This window comes from Zobellella denitrificans, from assembly GCF_002237365.1.
Classification (GTDB): Bacteria; Pseudomonadota; Gammaproteobacteria; order Enterobacterales; family Aeromonadaceae; genus Oceanimonas; species Oceanimonas denitrificans.
This window is the reverse complement of record NZ_NMUO01000008.1, coordinates 32,636-50,679: the sequence shown is the minus strand read 5'-3', so window position 1 is coordinate 50,679 and position 18,044 is coordinate 32,636. Positions and strand designations below refer to the sequence as shown.

At 56.5% G+C, this 18,044-nt stretch carries 16 protein-coding genes; 5 read left to right on the top strand and 11 right to left on the bottom strand.

What is annotated here, in order from left to right; translation table 11 throughout:
• Nucleotides 1–52 precede the first annotated feature (52 nt).
• The 3 genes from CGX12_RS20040 to CGX12_RS19810 all read right to left on the bottom strand — a co-directional run bounded on the left by CGX12_RS20040 (nucleotide 53) and on the right by CGX12_RS19810 (nucleotide 2,862).
• The gene (locus tag CGX12_RS20040; RefSeq protein ID WP_254918193.1) at nucleotides 53–760 is read right to left on the bottom strand and encodes a FadR/GntR family transcriptional regulator; all 708 of its coding nucleotides are present in this window, start codon (nucleotides 758–760) and stop codon (nucleotides 53–55) included.
• A gap of 371 nt (nucleotides 761–1,131) precedes the next feature.
• Nucleotides 1,132–2,610, bottom strand: a complete 1,479-nt coding sequence (locus CGX12_RS03340) for an aldehyde dehydrogenase (protein ID WP_094038484.1) — start codon at nucleotides 2,608–2,610, stop codon at nucleotides 1,132–1,134.
• A gap of 90 nt (nucleotides 2,611–2,700) precedes the next feature.
• Nucleotides 2,701–2,862: a hypothetical protein gene (locus tag CGX12_RS19810; RefSeq protein WP_176441988.1), complete on the bottom strand. Its 162-nt coding sequence runs from the start codon at nucleotides 2,860–2,862 to the stop codon at nucleotides 2,701–2,703.
• 158 nt (nucleotides 2,863–3,020) lie between these two features.
• On the opposite strand from CGX12_RS19810, the gene rpiB reads away from it, so the two are divergent.
• The 3 genes from rpiB to dhaL all read left to right on the top strand — a co-directional run bounded on the left by rpiB (nucleotide 3,021) and on the right by dhaL (nucleotide 5,240).
• Nucleotides 3,021–3,479, top strand: a complete 459-nt coding sequence (gene rpiB, locus CGX12_RS03335) for a ribose 5-phosphate isomerase B (protein ID WP_094038483.1) — start codon at nucleotides 3,021–3,023, stop codon at nucleotides 3,477–3,479.
• Nucleotides 3,480–3,588: 109 nt separating this feature from the next.
• Nucleotides 3,589–4,596, top strand: a complete 1,008-nt coding sequence (locus tag CGX12_RS03330) for a dihydroxyacetone kinase subunit DhaK (RefSeq protein ID WP_094038482.1) — start codon at nucleotides 3,589–3,591, stop codon at nucleotides 4,594–4,596.
• On the top strand, nucleotides 4,596–5,240 hold the full coding sequence (gene dhaL / locus CGX12_RS03325; protein WP_094038481.1) for a dihydroxyacetone kinase subunit DhaL: 645 nt from the start codon (nucleotides 4,596–4,598) through the stop codon (nucleotides 5,238–5,240). The genes CGX12_RS03330 and dhaL overlap by 1 nt, the downstream gene beginning before the upstream one ends.
• A gap of 1,063 nt (nucleotides 5,241–6,303) precedes the next feature.
• Here dhaL and derI read toward each other — a convergent pair.
• The 3 genes from derI to CGX12_RS03310 form a co-directional block, all read right to left on the bottom strand.
• Entirely contained in the window at nucleotides 6,304–6,768 is a 465-nt protein-coding gene (gene derI, locus CGX12_RS03320; protein WP_094038480.1) for a D-erythrulose-4-phosphate isomerase, read from the bottom strand.
• 270 nt (nucleotides 6,769–7,038) lie between these two features.
• Nucleotides 7,039–7,809, bottom strand: coding sequence for a triose-phosphate isomerase (locus tag CGX12_RS03315; RefSeq protein ID WP_094038479.1), 771 nt, complete (start codon nucleotides 7,807–7,809; stop codon nucleotides 7,039–7,041).
• Between the two features lie 10 nt (nucleotides 7,810–7,819).
• Nucleotides 7,820–8,584 (bottom strand): DeoR/GlpR family DNA-binding transcription regulator, encoded by a 765-nt coding sequence (locus tag CGX12_RS03310; protein WP_094038478.1) that lies wholly within the window; start codon nucleotides 8,582–8,584, stop codon nucleotides 7,820–7,822.
• A gap of 152 nt (nucleotides 8,585–8,736) precedes the next feature.
• On the opposite strand from CGX12_RS03310, the gene tkt reads away from it, so the two are divergent.
• Nucleotides 8,737–10,755 carry a transketolase gene (gene tkt / locus CGX12_RS03305; protein ID WP_094038477.1) on the top strand — a complete coding sequence of 673 codons (2,019 nt, stop codon included), beginning with the start codon at nucleotides 8,737–8,739 and terminating at the stop codon, nucleotides 10,753–10,755.
• Between the two features lie 12 nt (nucleotides 10,756–10,767).
• Nucleotides 10,768–11,421, top strand: a complete 654-nt coding sequence (gene fsa, locus CGX12_RS03300) for a fructose-6-phosphate aldolase (protein ID WP_094038476.1) — start codon at nucleotides 10,768–10,770, stop codon at nucleotides 11,419–11,421.
• Between the two features lie 130 nt (nucleotides 11,422–11,551).
• Here the strand turns inward: fsa and CGX12_RS03295 are convergent, their stop codons facing one another.
• The 5 genes from CGX12_RS03295 to CGX12_RS03275 form a co-directional block, all read right to left on the bottom strand.
• Nucleotides 11,552–12,505: a sugar-binding transcriptional regulator gene (locus CGX12_RS03295; protein WP_094038475.1), complete on the bottom strand. Its 954-nt coding sequence runs from the start codon at nucleotides 12,503–12,505 to the stop codon at nucleotides 11,552–11,554.
• Between the two features lie 76 nt (nucleotides 12,506–12,581).
• Complete coding sequence (locus tag CGX12_RS03290) at nucleotides 12,582–13,727, bottom strand: iron-containing alcohol dehydrogenase (protein ID WP_094038474.1); 1,146 nt, start codon at nucleotides 13,725–13,727, stop codon at nucleotides 12,582–12,584.
• 99 nt (nucleotides 13,728–13,826) lie between these two features.
• Complete coding sequence (locus CGX12_RS03285; RefSeq protein WP_094038473.1) at nucleotides 13,827–14,759, bottom strand: sugar phosphate isomerase/epimerase family protein; 933 nt, start codon at nucleotides 14,757–14,759, stop codon at nucleotides 13,827–13,829.
• 19 nt (nucleotides 14,760–14,778) lie between these two features.
• Nucleotides 14,779–16,314 (bottom strand): glycerol-3-phosphate dehydrogenase, encoded by a 1,536-nt coding sequence (locus CGX12_RS03280; protein ID WP_094038472.1) that lies wholly within the window; start codon nucleotides 16,312–16,314, stop codon nucleotides 14,779–14,781.
• The gene (locus CGX12_RS03275; RefSeq protein ID WP_094038471.1) at nucleotides 16,311–17,945 is read right to left on the bottom strand and encodes an FGGY-family carbohydrate kinase; all 1,635 of its coding nucleotides are present in this window, start codon (nucleotides 17,943–17,945) and stop codon (nucleotides 16,311–16,313) included. Before CGX12_RS03275 ends, CGX12_RS03280 begins: the two co-directional genes overlap by 4 nt.
• Nucleotides 17,946–18,044 lie beyond the last annotated feature (99 nt).

Sequence of the window (18,044 nt, the reverse complement as noted above, 5' to 3'; positions counted from 1 at the left end):
TCTTCAGATAAAACGAATACGCAAACCCCGGGTGCAGCACCGCCTTGGCGATTCAATCCGCCGAGGTCAACCAGTTGATCTTTTCCTTTGATTCCTCGTCCCACACCCGGAAATGGGTATCCATGGCCCGCTTGGCGGCTTCCGGATCTCTATTACGCAGTGCGTCTATCACGGCCTGGTGGCTGCCGTTGGTCCGCGCCATCGATGCCGGCGACTGCCTCACCATGACCCGGCGGCGATGCACCACTTCCTTCAGTACCGAGGCCAGCCCCTGGATGATCAGGATGATGACCGGGTTCTGGGTCATGTAGGCCAGGTGGCGGTGAAAATCGTAATCCGCCGCCAGGCTCTCGTTGACGTTGCTGTTGTCGTTCATCACCTCGAGCAGTCCTTCCAGCTTGACGATATCGGCCTCGGTGGCTTTGCTGGCCGCACTGTAGGCGATTTCCCGCTCCAGCATTTCCCGGGCACCTTCCAGCGCGTCCACCGAGATGTAGCCGAGCCGCAGGGCGATATCGAAGTAGATCTGCACGAAGGCTGGCTGGGGCATCTGCAGGAAGGTGCCGCTGCCGCGGGTACGCCGAATGAAACCCAGGTTTTCCAGCGTGGCCAGTTGCTCCCTAACCATTGATCTCTGCACGCCTAATTGTTCAGCCAACTTACGCTCGGGAGGCAAGCGTATCCGGCCATACTCATCGGTTTCAGCCGTGGCCAGCACTTCCCTAAGGCGTTTGAATGTGTCCACTTTGCTATCTCCCATCCTGGCCAACCTCATTGGTAGTACCAATCCATGAGTAAAAAATAACAAAAGAATCACAGATAAACAAATTTCAGAACAAAAAATAAAAGCTTAAAAATCAAATACATAATTAATTTATGTTAATCAGTATCGTTTTTAGTGATCCGGATCGCACTAAAATTGATCATCTTGGTAGTACCAAGTTAGAGCTTTTGTCAGCGATAACGGGGAAGAAAGGAAGGATGACAGTCAACAAACGAACATTGGTTCACAGGAATAAACCAAAGATCAATCGTGTGGCGACGAGGGAGTACGCGCACGTCCGGATGGCGACCGTGAGCCACGCGCAGGAAATGGATGCGCCGCCGGCAGCAAGGCCGGCGACGGATGACTCAGCGGATCACGAAAGGGTCGGGCACGTCTTCCGTCGTCGATAACCACACCGACTTGACCTTGAGGTATTCACGCAAGCTATCCTGGCCACTCTCCTTGCCCAGGCCGCTCTGCTTGAAGCCACCGAAAGGTGTAAGGTAGCTCATGGTGCGGTAGGTATTGACCCAGACCGTGCCCGCCTCCAGCCGGTCCGGCAAGGTCAGGGCCCGGCGCAGATCCTCGGTCCATATTCCCGCGGCAAGGCCGTAAGGGCTGTCGTTGGCAATTGCCACCGCCTCCTCTTCATCCTCGAACGGAATGATGGACAGCACGGGGCCGAACACCTCTTCCCGGGCGATGCGCATGCGGTTGTGCACTCCGGCGAAGATGGTGGGCTCAACAAACCATCCTTGTTCAAGCCCAGGCGTATCAGGCCGGCCACCTCCCAGCAGGCAGTCGGCCCCCTCCGCCCTGGCGATATCAATGTAGCCGAGGATCTTCTCCAGCTGCGGCAGGTTGGTGACCGGTCCCACCTGGGTATCCGGGCTCATGGGATCACCGAGCCGGGCGTGGCGGGCGAAGGCCAGCAGCTTGTCGACGAACTCGTCGTGAATGGCACGCTGCACCAGCAGCCGGGAGCCGGCGACACAGGTCTGGCCGCTGGCGGCGAATATGCCGGAGATCACCCCCTTGACCGCGTTGTCCTGGCGGGCGTCGGCAAAGACGATATTGGGCGATTTGCCGCCCAGCTCCATGGTGACCCGCTTCATGCCCCGGGCCGCCGCCTGGTAAATCTGCCGGCCGGTCTGATCCGACCCGGTAAAGGCCACCTTGGCGACTTGCGGATGTTCCACCAAGGGCGCCCCCACCTCGGCGCCGAAGCCGGTGACTACGTTCAGCACCCCGGGGGGAAAGCCGACCCGCTCGACGATGCGCGCAAATTCCAGCAGGGAAGCGCTGGTGTATTCCGATGGCTTGAATACCACCGTATTGCCCGCCGCCAACGCCGGCGCCAGCTTCCAGCTGGCGAGCAGCAGCGGCGAGTTCCAGGGAATAATGGCCGCCACGACCCCCACCGGCTCATGCCGGGTGTAATTGAAATGACCGGCCTTGTCGGTAGGGATCACCGCGCCCTCAATCTTGTCGGCCAGGCCGCCATAGTAGTAGTACCACTGGCGCAGGTAATGGGTCTGAGCACGCATTTCGGCATAGAGCTTGCCATTGTCACGTACCTCTATGCCGGCCAGGAAATCGGCCCGATCGGCCAGCGCATCCCCCAGCCGGCGCAGCAACTCGCCCCGGCCGCTGGCGGTGAGCCCGCGCCAGGCCGGATCCTGCAGAGCCCTGGCCGCGGCGGCAACCGCGCAGTCCACGTCTGCCCCATTGCCCCTGGGGATCCTCGCCCAGGGCAGGCCGGTATAAGGATTGGAGGATTCAAACCACTCGCCGGACAGGGATTCGACCCAGCGCCCGTCGATATACATCCGATATTGCTGCATGGATCACTCCTGTATGCACAATGTTTTGGCGCCACCCAAAGACGGCGTCGTCAAGGGCCCTCGCCTACCGATCTTCAAACTAGCACCCAATCATCTGCATCCATTAAGCTCTTTTGAACAGGTCGTGATCCGGATCAAAAATCCAGCAATATTTTTACCAACTGCCTTCACGGCCGTCGCGGCTCGCCTTTTCACCCAGAAACGACTAATCACCTGATAAAAAATACTTTTTCTGCCACTCTTCTTGCTCATCCCCCCCCCCCTGTTCCAGTATCTTTTCCCCTCGCCACAATCGAACATAAGAACACATTAATAACAAAAGTATTCACAACACAACCCTATTGCCTTAGACTGAAACCATCAAATGAAACAACAAATGAACAATTGAACAATCAATCGGGAGGTCCACCATGATCACCAAGAAGATAGCGATCGGCTGCGACGATGCGGCCGTGGAGATGAAGAACACCCTCAAGCAGTACCTGACCGAGTTGGGCTTCGAGGTCAGCGATTTCGGGGTCGAGGCCGGGGTCAGCGTGCACTACCCTGACATCGCCTACCAACTGGCCACCTCGGTGCGCGACGGCGCCCAGGAGCTCGGCATTCTGTGCTGCGGTACCGGTATCGGCATGGCCATCACCGCCAACAAGGTTAATGGCATCCGCGCCGCCCAGGCCCACGACACCTATTCGGCCCAGCGGGCACGCAAGAGCAACGACGCCCAGATCATCACCCTGGGCGCCCGTGTGGTGGGCATCGAGCTGGCCAAAGAAATCGTGCATGCCTTCGTCACCTCGGATTTCGAGGCGGGCCGCTCCGGGCCCAAGGTGGAACGCATCCGTTACTATGAAAACCTCGACAAACGGTAACGGGCTCACAGCTCGCACGGAAGAAGGATTACGGGCATAGGGGATTCACATATAGTCCCTTATGGCTCAGTCACATGTACAAGCAAGGAATGACAACAGGAGTGTTCTAATGCAGCGCATCATCAACGATCCGGATCTGGTAGTGGAAGAATCGGTACTGGGCTACGTCAAGGCCCATCCCCGGCTGCTGGCCCACACCGACAACCCGCGGGTGCTGAAGTACCCGGGCAAGGTCGCCGACAACAAGGTGGGGGTGATCACCGGCGGCGGCTCCGGCCACGAGCCGGCCTTCCTCGGCTACGTGGGCAAAAACCTGCTGGACGCCGTGGCCGTCGGTGAAATATTTTCCTCCCCCACCGCCATCAGCTTTCTCGATGCCGCCAAGGCCGCCGACCGGGGCGCGGGGGTGGCCTGCCTGTACGGCAACTACGCCGGCGACAACATGAACGTCAAGATGGCCACCAAGATGGCCGAGAAACAGGGCATCACCATCAAGACGGTGGTGGCCAACGACGACGTGGCCTCGGCCCCCGCCACCGAGCTCGGCAAGCGCCGGGGCGTGGCCGGCGAGATCCTGATGTGGAAAACAGGCGGTGCCGCCGCCGCCCGCGGCTACGACCTGGACGGGGTGATCCGGGTAGCCCAGCGCACCATCGAGCAGACCCGCAGCATCGGCGTGGGCCTGTCTTCCTGCGTGATCCCCGCGGCCGGCAAGCCCAACTTCCATATCGAGGCGGGCACCATGGAAGTGGGCATCGGCCACCACGGCGAGCCGGGTATCAACGTGACCGCCCTGGCACCGGCCAACGAGATGGCACGCATCATGGTGGACACCGTGGTACCCGACCTGCCCTTCACCGCCGACGATGAGGTGGCGGTGCTGATCTCCGGCCTGGGCGCCACCCCCAACAACGAGCTGCATATTCTCTATTCGGCGGTGGCCGAACTGCTGCAGGAAAAGGGGATCCGGGTGCACCGCAGCTACGTGGGCAACTATTTCACCTCGCTGGAAATGCTCGGCGCTACCCTGACGGTACTGAAGCTGGACGACGAACTGAAACAACTGCTGGACCTGCCGGCCACATCCATTGGCCTGACCCAGGTGGAGGAAGACTGATGAGCACATTCAACAATTTGCACGGCAAGCAGTGCGTGCTGGAGATCTGCGACAAGATCATCGACAACAAGGCCTACCTGAGCGAGGTCGACGGCCTGATCGGCGACGGCGACCACGGCATCAACATGGCCAAGGGCTTCAACCTGTGCAAGAACGATCTGCAGGCGCTGGACACCGTCACCCTGGATCAGAGCTTCTCCATCCTGGCGAACATCCTGATGGGCTCCATCGGTGGCTCCATGGGCCCGCTCTACGGCAGCATCTTCTTCGGCATGGCCTCGGCCATCGAAGGCCGGGACAGCATCGATGCGGAACAATTCGACACCATGCTGCGTGAAGGGCTGGCCAGCGTACAGGAGATCAGCAGTGCCCAGGTGGGCGACAAGTGCCTGATGGATGCCCTGGTGCCGGCGGTCGATGCCTTTTCCGCCGCCGTCGCCGCCGGCGACGGCTTCGCGGACTGCCTGGCAAAAATGGCGGCCGCCGCCCAGGCGGGCAGTGAGTCCACCAAGGATCTGGTGGCCAGGATCGGCCGCGCCAGCCGGCTGGGCGAACGCTCCCGCGGCGTGCTGGATGCCGGCTCTGTGTCCTGCGCCATGATCCTGGGCACCCTGGCGGAGGCGGTAGCCAGGCGCCTGGATTAATCTCTCCGTGGTATTAAGCTAAACCACTATAATCGGCATAAGGGTGGCTACAGTGTTGAACTGTTTAACATATGGCCACCCTACTTCCTCTCCAAGACTTCCGTGTAGGTGATGCAACCCCACACAAGCGTAAGGTTGCGAATGAAGTGCGAGTCTTGTCCTCCGCAGACGGCCCGCCAGTATAATGCCCTCTGCACTCTATCAATCTGCGCAATGCAAGAACTTCGCGATCACCTGTTCCTGGCTTTCTATCACCCTTATATTCATAGGGGTAGTGGCCAATGCAATCGCCCAGCGTTCAAGTTGTCCACTTTATTCAGCAACACCAAGCGCTTCTGCTGTCCGCACCATTGGCGGTAGTGACCGCAGAACTGGGAGCCCGTAGCCGGCGCTTTAGCCGCCGGAACATACCGGACCGGCACGGCAGGCACACCACCAGTTGCAGGTTCGCACCACGTAAACGGGCGTCAACAGCCCCACCACCAACCATCACTACCGTCCGCAACTAAATAACTGATCCTAATAGTGCTACATCGACCGGGTCCCACACGCAGACACGCCGTAAACCCGTCCCTGTGGGCTCCGCCGCGCCATCCCTGGCGCGGAGGGTCTGCTTAGCGAAACCCAGTCGCTGCCGGTAGTGATCTACCATTCGGAACAGCTATTTAGGATAGTCCTGAAGCCAGAAACAGGAGCAAGAGCAAGAGCAGGAACACCAAGATAATTTATATATTCAGACACAATCACCGAACCAAATGGAGGGCGACCGCTAGGAATGCTCTCTTCCCGTCAAATATCATATTTGGAGGAAAATAAAAAATCCGATGACCACCAGTCATCGGATTTTTACCATCTAAAAAGTCTATCTAAACGAACCAAACTAGCCAACCAGAATTATAACTCCCTCAACTTTATTTGCACGCGGAAAATATTAACAAGCGCTACTAAACATTACAACCACACGTATTAATGCCATCCTATTTCCGGAAAAAACTTTTATTTTTTCAGAAAACCTTTCTTAATCACAACTGAGCCTCATTATCAGATCAGTTACATAGATCTCTTAATTTGATAAATATTTTCGGTATTTACAATCAACTTCATTAATCGCATTCACATTTCCGGTGGAGCGCCCTTGCTCGTCAAATGTCTCTTTCAGATATGCATCGGCGATAGCTTTGGCTACTTCCGCTCCAATCACACGGGCCCCCATCGTTATAATTTGAGCATTGTTGGAAAGTGCGGCCCTCTCGGCAGAGTAAGTGTCGTTTGCCAAAGCAGCACGAATACCTGGTACTTTGTTGGCGGCGATACAAACGCCAATACCCGTACCACAGACAAGAATAGCACGATCATAAGTTCCGTCGATCACTCTGGATGCAACACGATCAGACAAATTTGCATAGAAAGGATCGGCCCCCTCTGAATCACGAGATATATCCTCGACATCATAACGTGTGGACAGATAGTCAGCCAATATTTTCGCCAGGTCCTCGCCTGCGCTATCACCGGCAATTGCAATTTTCATATCAAGACTCCTTGATTTGTTAAGACATTAACAACAGATAGATATTACTCGAGCACTATCACATTAATTTTCAATGGGCACATTGCAAATGTATATATAGGATATTCAACTCAACGTTCACCGAGACATTACTATCACTTAACACAAGTCGCCAACGACAGCTCAATTACTGTGTGACTATGGTAAAAATTTTTTGAAATCATTTTTTACAAATAGCACACTCAATAGGCCAAACCAAGGCCTCCACAACTAACCATTCAGTACAGGAAGTTAAATAAATGCCGAACACTTTCTCAAAATATTTAGAAATCCCTCTACTTGCCATGCGGAGCGTCCAATGAAAAGACCATCTATATGCGGGCAACGGATCAACTCTTCGCAATTATCCGAGTTCACCGAACCTCCATATAAACAGGGAACCCGCCGACCAAGCACGGCCTCTGCCACCTGGATGATTTCCGCCTGACGTTCGTCCGCATAACCAGGGGTGGCTGGAATTCCACCCTCGCCAATAGCCCATACCGGTTCGTAAGCCAGCAGAATGGGAGCTGATTTCTGCATCTCATCCAGATACTGAAGCGCGCCACGCACCTGGGCTTCCAGCACCGTCGCAGCCTGGCCGTTCTCGCGGTCCCGCAGGGTCTCTCCGATGCAGATCAAGGGAATAAAACCATGCCGCACCGCAGCCTCTGTTTTCAGACCAACGGTATGATCGGTCTCTCCGAAATGTTCACGACGCTCCGAGTGACCCAGTTCGATGATATCGAGACCGCAGTCTTTCAGCATCAAGGGAGAAATCTCACCCGTCCAGGCACCAGTGTCAGCCCAGTGCATATTCTGAGCTCCTACCTTCACCCGCGTACCGGCCAGTGCCGCCTTTACCTCGCGCGCGGCGGTGAAGGGCGGGATCACAAAGCGCTGGATACGCGGATCGGCATCCGACTCGGTTTCCTTCAGTCCCTCGGCGAAGCGCAGGGCCTCAGCCAGAGTCTTGTTCATCTTCCAGCTCGTACCAATCCAAAAATCTGCTTGTGTTGCCATTTGTCGCATCCTAGTGATTTGCTACTGTCAGTTTGATACCACCTCTGTCCAGCTCGCCGCATACCTTCTGGTCGGGCAACTGATCGGTGATGATAGTGTCAAACTCCTCAAGGTCGGCGAGCAAGTGCAGAGCGACCCTGTCGAAACGCCCGTGGTGAACCATCAAACAAGACTTCGCAGCCCCCTTAAGCATTGCTCTCTTGGCTCTTACCACTTCTCCATCCATATGAAATGCCTTGTTGCCTGATACCGCAGGGGTGGATAGGAAGGCAATATCGGCTCGCAAACTGGCCAGGTTTTGCTCCGTCAGAACGCCAAAGTATCCATTGAACTTGGCCGAGTAACACCCTCCCAACGCGATCAAGCTGATCCCACTCTCATGACGTAAGCAGTCCAGGATGGCAGCATTGTTGGTGATCACCGTAAGCGGTCTCTTCTCAGGCAGCATGGATCCCAACACGGCAGCCATGGAGCCATCGTTGATCATGACGGTCATCCCAGGCTCGATCTGCTCCAGGGCCTTACGTGCAATCAACTCCTTATCCTCACTTCCCTGCCGCTCTCGGAATCGGAAATCACTCTCGAACTGCATACCCGCTTCGATCGTAGCCCCACCACGCACCTTGCGTAACACGCCTTCCCGTTCCAGCTCATCCAGATCACGATGAATGGTCATCTTCGACACGAAGAAGCGTTGTGAGAGGTCTTCAACCTCCACCCCCCCCTTGTCTCCCAAGAGTTCCATGATCAGCTGTTTACGCTCTTCCCTCTTCATCGGACTCTCCTGCCTGAACCCGTCAGGCAACGCTGCAAGTGTATTATTAACATTAATTGAAACATTTTCAATGCTAGGATTGTTATTTTGTTATGTTTTGATGTTATATTGTACGCCGACTTCCTAACAAATCACTTATAGGATAACAAACCATGATACTTTCAGAGACAGTTGAAGCCAAAGCAAAGCTGGATCCGGAGAATTTCTCTCTCGCCAACTGCATACGTGCACTCTCTATTGATGCGGTAGAGGCCGCGAATTCTGGTCATCCGGGGGCGCCCATGGGGATGGCGGACGCGGCAACTGTGCTTTTCCGCAAACATCTGAAGTTTGACGCCAGCCAGCCTGACTGGCCGGACCGGGACCGTTTTGTGCTATCCAATGGCCATGCCTCCATGCTGTTATATAGCCTGTTACATTTAACAGGTTACGAAGCCATGACGCAGGAGCAGCTGCGCAACTTCAGGCAGTGGGGTTCCATCACTGCTGGTCACCCTGAATATGGGCACACCCCGGGGGTAGAAACAACAACGGGCCCCCTCGGGCAGGGCTTTGCCGGAGCCGTCGGCATGGCCATCGCCGAGAGAAGACTGGCGAGCGAGTTCGGTGACGATCTCGTCGATCACCACACTTACGTGTTCCTCGGTGACGGATGTTTACAGGAAGGGATCGGTCAAGAAGCGGCCAGCCTCGCCGGTCACCTGGGCCTGGGCAAGCTGATCGTGCTTTACGATGATAACGAAATTACGATAGACGGCCCCACCTCTGTCTCCTTTTCTGAGGATGTTCTGGGACGTTTCACAAGCTGCGGCTGGCATGTACATCGGTGTGACGGCCATGATCCCGTAGCGATCGATATGGCGATCCAGGCTGCAAAAGCAGAAACGGACAAGCCTTCTATTATCTCGCTGAAAACAGTGATCGGCTTCGGCTCCCCCAACAAGGCAGGCTCGGCTTCATCCCACGGTTCTCCGTTAGGTACCGAGGAAGCAGCCCTGGCCAAGACGGCGCTTGGCTGGTCTGCGGAGCCCTTCGTCATCCCGCCATCATTGCGCCAGCAGTGGCTGGATATCGGCAAACGCGGCAGCGAAGCACGAACACAATGGGAGAGCCGACTGGCGTGTCGGCCCGAGGATGTGGCAACCGAGTTCAATCGCCGGTTAAAGGCAGAGCTGCCGCAGGAGTACGCCACGGCCCTGAAGCTGGCACGCCATGCCCTGTTCCAACAGCCAAAGAAGATAGCTACCCGCAAAGCCAGTCAGTTGGCACTGGAAGCTCTCGCCCCTGCCCTGCCCGAACTCATCGGTGGTTCCGCCGACCTGACCGGCTCCAACCTGACACGTGTTAACGCGGTTGACAGCCAATACACCAAAGAACGGCCGGGGCGGTATATCGGGTACGGCGTGCGTGAGTTCGGCATGGCGGCAGCGATGAACGGCCTGTCGGTACACGGCGGCTTTATCCCGTACGGCGGAACCTTTCTGGTGTTCTCCGACTATGCCCGCAACGCCATTCGTCTCTCGGCGCTGATGGGTATAGGCACCATCTACGTAATGACACACGATAGCATAGGGCTGGGTGAAGACGGTCCGACCCACCAGCCGGTCGAACATCTCGCCTCACTGCGCGCTATGCCTAACCTTCACACCTTTCGTCCCGCGGATGCAGTCGAGGCCCTTGAATGCTGGGACATCGCGATTCGCAGCCGTACAACACCTTCCTTAATGGCACTATCGCGGCAGGACGTGCCTCAACTGCGTACCGAGGTCACAGATGAAAACCTTAGCGCACGCGGTGCCTACATCATCCGCCAGTGCGGCCAGCACAGAGATCTGACCCTGCTGGCAACCGGAACCGAAGTGGCACTGGCTGTTGAAGCTGCTGCAGCCCTGCAGGCGCAGGGTGTCGGTGTCACCGTTGTATCCATGCCTTGCTGGGACCTGTTCGAACAGCAGCCAAAAGCGTATCGCGACGAGATACTCGGAAAGGCCCCGCGCATCGCAGTCGAGGCGGCCGGCAAGTTTGGCTGGACAAGATACGTTGCCAGCGAAGAAGACGTTATCGGCATGAACGGTTTCGGTGCTTCAGCACCCGCCGACATACTGTACCAAAAGTTCAACATCACCGGCGAGGCTATCATCGCCCGCGCCAAGGCCCTGCTGACTAACTGATAAGGAGAAAACATGAAATTCTTTGTTGATACCGCAATCGTAAAAGACATCGAAGAACTCAACAGCTATGGTCTGTTGGACGGGGTTACGACCAATCCCTCGTTGATTGCCAAGTCAGGCCGAAATTTCCTCGAAGTTATCGCAGAAATCTGCGATCTGATAGAGGGCCCGGTATCGGCTGAAGTCGCCTCGATGGACTATGAAAACATGATCGCCGAAGGTGAACATCTGGCGCGAATTGCAAGCAACATCGTGATCAAACTTCCGCTGACACTGAACGGGCTCAAGGCATGTCGTCACTTCAGCCAGAAGGGTATCAAAACCAATGTCACCCTATGCTTCTCGGCAAACCAGGCGTTGCTGGCCGCTAAAGCAGGCGCAACCTATATCTCCCCGTTCCTGGGACGTCTGGATGACCTCAATATCGATGGTATGGAGCTTATTCGCGAGATCCGCGCCATCTACGACAACTATGGTTTCAATACCGAGATACTTGCCGCCTCCGTACGCAGTGCCAATCACGTCAAGGATGCCGCTATTGCCGGCGCCGATGTCGCCACCATTCCGCCTGATGTCATTCGCAATCTGGTCAATCATGTCCTGACGGACAAGGGACTGGCTCAGTTCGAGCGAGACTGGGCACAAACCGGACAGACAATTATCTGATCCGAGGCGTCGGTCCGACCTTGCCGGCCTTCACTTCCGGCAAGGTCGTTATTCACCCCTGGTGATATCGGAGAGCGAAGACCAAATGGTCAGCACCTGGTTATGCCGGAATATTCATTCAGAGTCGGCGCTAGCCGAGCAGGGCCTGAGCCGTGCGTTCATCCGTGATCAGCCCCGTCAGAATGCGGCTTTTCAGTATTGCACGAATGGCGTCGATTTTTCCGGGACCACCCGCAACCGCGACCACCTGCCCCTCTGGGTTGGTAGCGAAAGGAATCGACAGAATGCGAGCCGTCAGACGGGTATTCAGCAAGTTTCCCGACCTATCGAAAAAGTGGCCCGCAGCCTCGCCAACACCACCGGCTGCCGAAATCTCCTCGATTTCTTCACGGGATATAGTCCCAGACGAAACCAACTGAGCTGTCGTATCCACTGTGCCTATACCCAGCAGCTTGACGTCGGCGTGTTCGGCCATGGCAAACACATCACGAACACCTCTCTGAGAGAGCAGGACTTCACGGTCTTCGACCGTATTTGCCAACAACGGTACGGGCATAATGTAGGCAGGCGCTCCGGTCTTGCTCGACATCCAGTAAAGGACGTCATCCCGGTTTACCGCATAATCTCGCGTAAGTCCGCCGATAAGGGAGACAAAACGGACATCGTGGGCCTCCATTCGAGGCATATGAGAAATAGAGGCTGACAATGAGCGCCCCAGCGAAAGGCCGATCGTCATTGGCTTCCTGCTGGCCAGTTGCTGCCGCAGAAAACCTGCGCCCGCCTGTCCTAGGGCACGTAGCGGTATGCCCTCCTCCCCCAGATCCGGCGCAACCTGACAATAGCTGAGGCCATAAGTCCGCAAAAGCTGATTTTCCAAACCCACGCACTCGGTAATTTCGCCATCGATCGTCACTTTGATTGCGCCATCCGCAACCGCCCTGGCTATCAGACGGTGTGTTTTCACGGAAGTCAGACCCAGGCGTTTCGCGACAGCCGCCTGGGTCAAACCACCCACGTAGTGCAGCCAGGCGGCGCGAATGGCAAGAGACTCTTCGTTGTCAAGGTTGAGATCTAATTTTTCCATCTGGTACTCGTTGTCAATTTATCCCCAAGGCAATGCATGACTGTTTCTGGCTTTGCCGCTAAAGGGCAATGGCCGGTCAAACTGCAGCCTCCAACAGCTCGATCAGGTCTGCCTCCGTGAGTGCGACCGGATTCGCTTTCATCGATGAAGAACTGGCGGCAGCGTGAGCAGCGGCGAGCCTGTCCGCACGGGTAACGCCCAGTGAGGCCAGCCCCTTGAGGCCCGAATCCTTGATCCACAGATCAAAGTCGTTCAGGGCTCTTTCCGTACGGAAACCGAATTCAGCCGATATCCATGCGACGACCTGGTTGATACGGTTCACGATTTCGGGATCTCTGGCCCTGTTCAGATTCATCATCAAGCCATGAGGCAACAGGACACCACAGATAGCACCGTGCGGAGCATGGCTGATACCGCCGATAGGTCCGGCCAGTCCATGAACCACTCCGAGACCCGCATTCGCTAACGCCATGCCGCCACACACGCTGACCCATGATAGCTCATCGCGCGCGCTGACGTCTTCGCTCTGCATCAAACGGCGCAACGCCGCGAGTCCGCGAGGGATGGCGTCTCGGCAGAGCACGTCGGTCATCGGATTTGAATGCTTGCAAATAAACGGCTCGATCACTTGGGTGATGGCGTCAAGACCGGATGCCAGGGTCACCCGATACGGGGTACTATCGGTCAGGGCAGGATCCACAAGCGCCAGCCTCGGCAGCAGGCGCCGATCTCGCAAACTGACTTTGCGGCAGTGCTCAGGGACATCGATCACCGCGTTACGGGTAAGTTCGGCGCCGGTGCCGGAGGTGGTGGGCACGGCGACCAATGGCAGTGGTTCAATATTGAGCGGCAACCCCTTGCCGACAACCTCAAGGTGATCCAGCAGAGGGGTAGGGCTTGGAATCATCGCCGCCAACGCCTTGCCGGCATCGATCACCGAACCACCACCTATCGACAAAACCAGCTCGGCGCGGTGACGACGCCCCTGCTCTATTCCCTTTTCGATAAGATCGATATCCGGCTCCCGCTCGACAACGAAAGTACTCAGCACCAGCCCAGCCTCTTCCAACCCCGTTATGACAGGCGCGGTTCTCTCGGCATTACGCCCCCGTACCACCAGCACGCGATTGCCAAGCACCATGACCCGGGCAGGCAGCGTGGCTACCTCTCCGCGACCGAAGCACAGCTCCGCCGCCGTGCTAAAACCAAAATTTCTGATCAAGGCTCTTTCCTTTGACTATGCGTTCCTGGGCAGCAGAAAAAAACCTTCACCTGCTGACACAGATGAAGGTCAAGGCACAACCCACTTCCGCCCAAAACGTTAAATGTTAAGCCTGTCTATACCTGAATCCAGGTAAGGAGCCCAAAAGGCCACACTCTCCGCAATATGCGCCACAACCTGGCGGTCTGTCGGCTCACGCTCTTTGAAACTCAATTCAAGACAGATCTCGTTATCCACTGCACCGCCCCGTTCCAGCGCTTCGAGCAGAGGCTTTGGTTGAATCCGGCCATTGGCATTGTATTCGGCGATGAAGGGGCGATGCCCTCCCTTGTCCATGAGGCTCTGCTTGATGTGAATAATCGGAGATACGCGCGGTACGGCCCGAGCCCAGGCATAGGGATCGTAATCATCCGGGTTCTCGGACATCACATCACCGTGATCGATATCCGCCATCATCCACATGGGAATTGCCATGTTAGCATCGTTCAGACGCTGTTGCAGAGCCATACTGCTCTCGATCGTCTCGCCGAACTCTCGGCCAATGCTCATCGGCTCCCAGAAGACATACTCCAACCCCGCCGCTTTTGCATGTTCGGCCACTTCGGACCAGCAATCGATCGCGATCCGGATCAGCGCCTCACGGCGCACCGGATCATCAAAGTCCCGATACGTCATAATTGCGAACTGGGTACCGACCGCCTTGCCGCCGAGATCGGCGGTAATATCGGCGAAGGTTTTGAACCAGTCCATATAGTAACGCCGGACATCAGCGTCAGGGTGACCAAAGTGATTCAGTCGACCATAAGGGCCGGTCATTCCCGACGTGACTCTGACACCGGTACGATCCAGCGCCGACTTCATCTGCCTTGTCAGGCGCCTGATGACAGATGCAGGCCAGCTGGGGTTGATGAACTCATGGGTCAGTTGCAGATCCCGTACCTTGATCTGATGGGCCACGGTGTCAATCAAATCATCCGGGTCTGCAAAACGGTTAACCAAAGGGTTGGTGTTAAGACCTAACGTAAGTGCCATTCAATCTACCTCTTTATATTCAGGATACCGCCGACAGACTCACTTCAGCCTTGAATGGATAGTGATCAAACAGCCAGGCTTCTAATTTTGCCTTCTCCTCGTCATTCAAACGCAACCCTTCCTTGGTCCGCCGCGACAGTATGTCATCTGCAGTCTGCGCCCACTCGTTCTCCACCAGATAGCGCACTTCGGCTTCATACAGGTTGGCCCCGAAGTGCTGGCCGAGTCCCTTCAGTGATTGTACCTGACCGATGATCTGTCCGGTGATGGTGCCATAGAGACGGCCATAGTGGTCCAGCAGGCTACGCGGAAGCCAGGCATATTTCTGGCGCAGACTGTCGAGAAATTGCACATAATCCGCATCAGGAATGTCGCCCCCCGGAAGCGTTGCCGAGCGGGTCCAATCCGGCCCCATGCTCGGGAACAGTTTGGCGATACGCTGCAGTGCGTGTTCGGAAAGTTTGCGGAAAGTCGTGATCTTGCCGCCAAAGACATTCAACAGCGCCGCCCCCTCGGTCTCGTCGAGATCAAAAACGTAATCGCGGGTAACTGCCGATGGGTTCCCTTGGCCGTCATCAAACAGTGGCCGTACTCCGGAAAAGGTCTCGATCACATCCTCGCGACGCAATTGCTCCTTGAAGTAGCGATTAACCGCCGCCAGCAGGTATTCGATTTCACTCTCGTCTGCAGCCACCTCCTCAACCCGACCCTCGTACGGAATATCCGTGGTGCCGATCAGCGCCTTATCTCCCTCATAGGGATTGATGAAGATCACGCGCTTGTCGTGGTTCTGGAACAGATAGGCCTGCTGACCCTGCCAGAATTTAGGCACGATAATATGGGAACCTTTTACCAAGCGAATATTCCGGTTGCTCCTGGCCCCGGCCACATCATCAATCACGTGCCGGACCCAGGGACCTGCGGCATTCACCAATACCTTGGCACGCACCTGCTGTTGTTCACCGGTGACCTCGTTGCGGGTCGTCACCAGCCAGGAACCTCTGTCCCTGCGAGCCGAGACACAACTGGTCCGGGTCAACACCTGCGCTCCCCGTTGTGCCGCATCCAATGCATTCAGGATCACCAGCCGGGCATCATCCACCCAGCAGTCGGAATACTCGAAGCCCAGGGGGTAAGTATCCTTGATCGGCGCCCCCTCGGGATCACGGTGCAAGTCAAGCGTACGGGTACCCGGCAGTTTTTTGCGCCCCCCCAGGTGGTCGTACAGGAACAATCCCAAACGCACCAGCCAGGCAGGACGATCCTGCTTGCTGTGTGGCAGTACGAAGCGCATCGGCCAGATAATGTGGCTGGCAGAATTCAGTAACACCTCACGCTCGATAAGTGCCTCACGAACCAGACGGAACTCGTAGTATTCCAGGTAACGCAGGCCACCGTGCACCAATTTGCCGGAGCGGGATGAAGTACCCTCTGCCAGGTCGTCCTTCTCACACAGAATCACCGACAGGCCTCGTCCTGCCGCGTCACGAGCAATGCCAGCACCGTTAATGCCACCGCCAATGACGAAGAGATCTACCATCTGTTCTGTATTCATTCCTTTGCTCCTTTTAATTCCGATGCCGACCGTTGAACCGAATCGGAAGCTTGAGACTTGCTGTATTCGTTCGAAGATGGGTGTTGCTGACTGACAAGCCGTCCCCATACCCCGGAGAGTGATTCGCGAACCTCACGGTATTCGGTGAAGAGGTCACTGTAGCGGGACGTTAGCTCCGCCTTGGCGGCTTCGACGTCACCGAGCAATGGGCTGACCCAATCGGCAATACAAGCGTCCATTGAGTCGTAGATCCCGTTGGCGACCGCCGCCATCATCGCCGCCCCCGCCGCGCCCGCTTCCTCCCGCGCCGACACTCGAACAGACGCCCCCAGTGAGGCAGCCAGGATGGCACGTATCTGAGGTGAGCGAGCCGCACCGCCACTCAATCGCAGTTCATTGGGTAACGGCCCCATGGCGTTGTAACAATCACGCATCGCCATCCCCAGCCCTTCAACAACTGCACGCACCAGATCGGGGAAACGGTGCTGATATGAAAGTCCGACAAAACTGGCGCGGGCATGGGCATCGACAAAGGGGCCTCGTTCACCGGCTTCTGATATATAGGGGTGATAAAGAAGTTGTCCCGTCGGGGACTGAGCCAGCCACTGATCGACTTTGGGTACGAGATCGCTCAAGTTGCTTGTCAGGCCCGCCGAAGTGAGCAGATCTGCCGCCAGGTTCAGTAGCCAGTCAAGATTCAGGGTTGCCGCCATGTTGGACTGAACCTGAGTAACGCGCCCCTGAATAGGCAACGCAATGACATAGCCCGTCCCTTCAGGGTTCAGGTACACTCGATCCGCGGCGACAGAACGCATATGCACGCCAGTAGAGCCGATCACCGAGCAGGCTACCCCCTCTTCTCCCGTGTGGACACCGGCGCCAAGCGCCGTCATCACCATGTCGACATAGGCCAGGGATACCGGTGTACCCGCCTTGAGTCCGGTCAGTCTGGCAGCCTCAACCGACAATGGATGCGCGACCTGTGAACCATCGACGATATCGGGCAGAAGTGAACGATGGGCTGTCAACCCCAGCGCTTCGATTACACTGTCTTCATAACGGCGGGTCCTGAAATTACCAAAGGTAAAACAAGCCTCGGAGGGGTCTGTCGCACGCACTCCGGTAAGATTCAGATAGAGCCAATCTTTGCAATGCATCGCGCAATCGGCCCTAGCCAGCAATGCCGGTTCGTGCTTCGCCATATGAGCCAGTTGACTGCCCTGCTGACAAGCATTCAGTCCTGTGCCTGTGGCTTCGAACCGATTGCGGGATAAATGAGAACCGTTCAGATCCCTTACGGTAGGTGCGGAGCGCGCATCCAACCAGATCCAGGCGTCGGTAAACGCCCTGTTTTCGGCGTCTACCAGCCAGGTGCCGTCCCCCTGTGCGGTGACGGATACCGCCAGCGTGCGCTCTGCCAGCCCCGGGACTTTCTCGGCCAACACCCGCAATGACTGCGCACAATCACACCAGGTGCGTACCATGTCCTGGGTGGCCATTCCCCCCGCTCCGGTACGATACTCATTGCGCACCGAGGCGACGGCTATCTGCCTGCCACGGGTATCGAAGGCGACGGATTTGATAACGGATGTACCGGCGTCGATGCCGATAAGAATATCTGCAGAGTTCATAGGGACTGCTCTCCTGCCGGCTTCTGCCAAAAAAAGCAGCTATGTCGCTTGAGGTAGATCATCTTGACTCCCAGGAGTTGATGGAAGCCGCTGGGTACA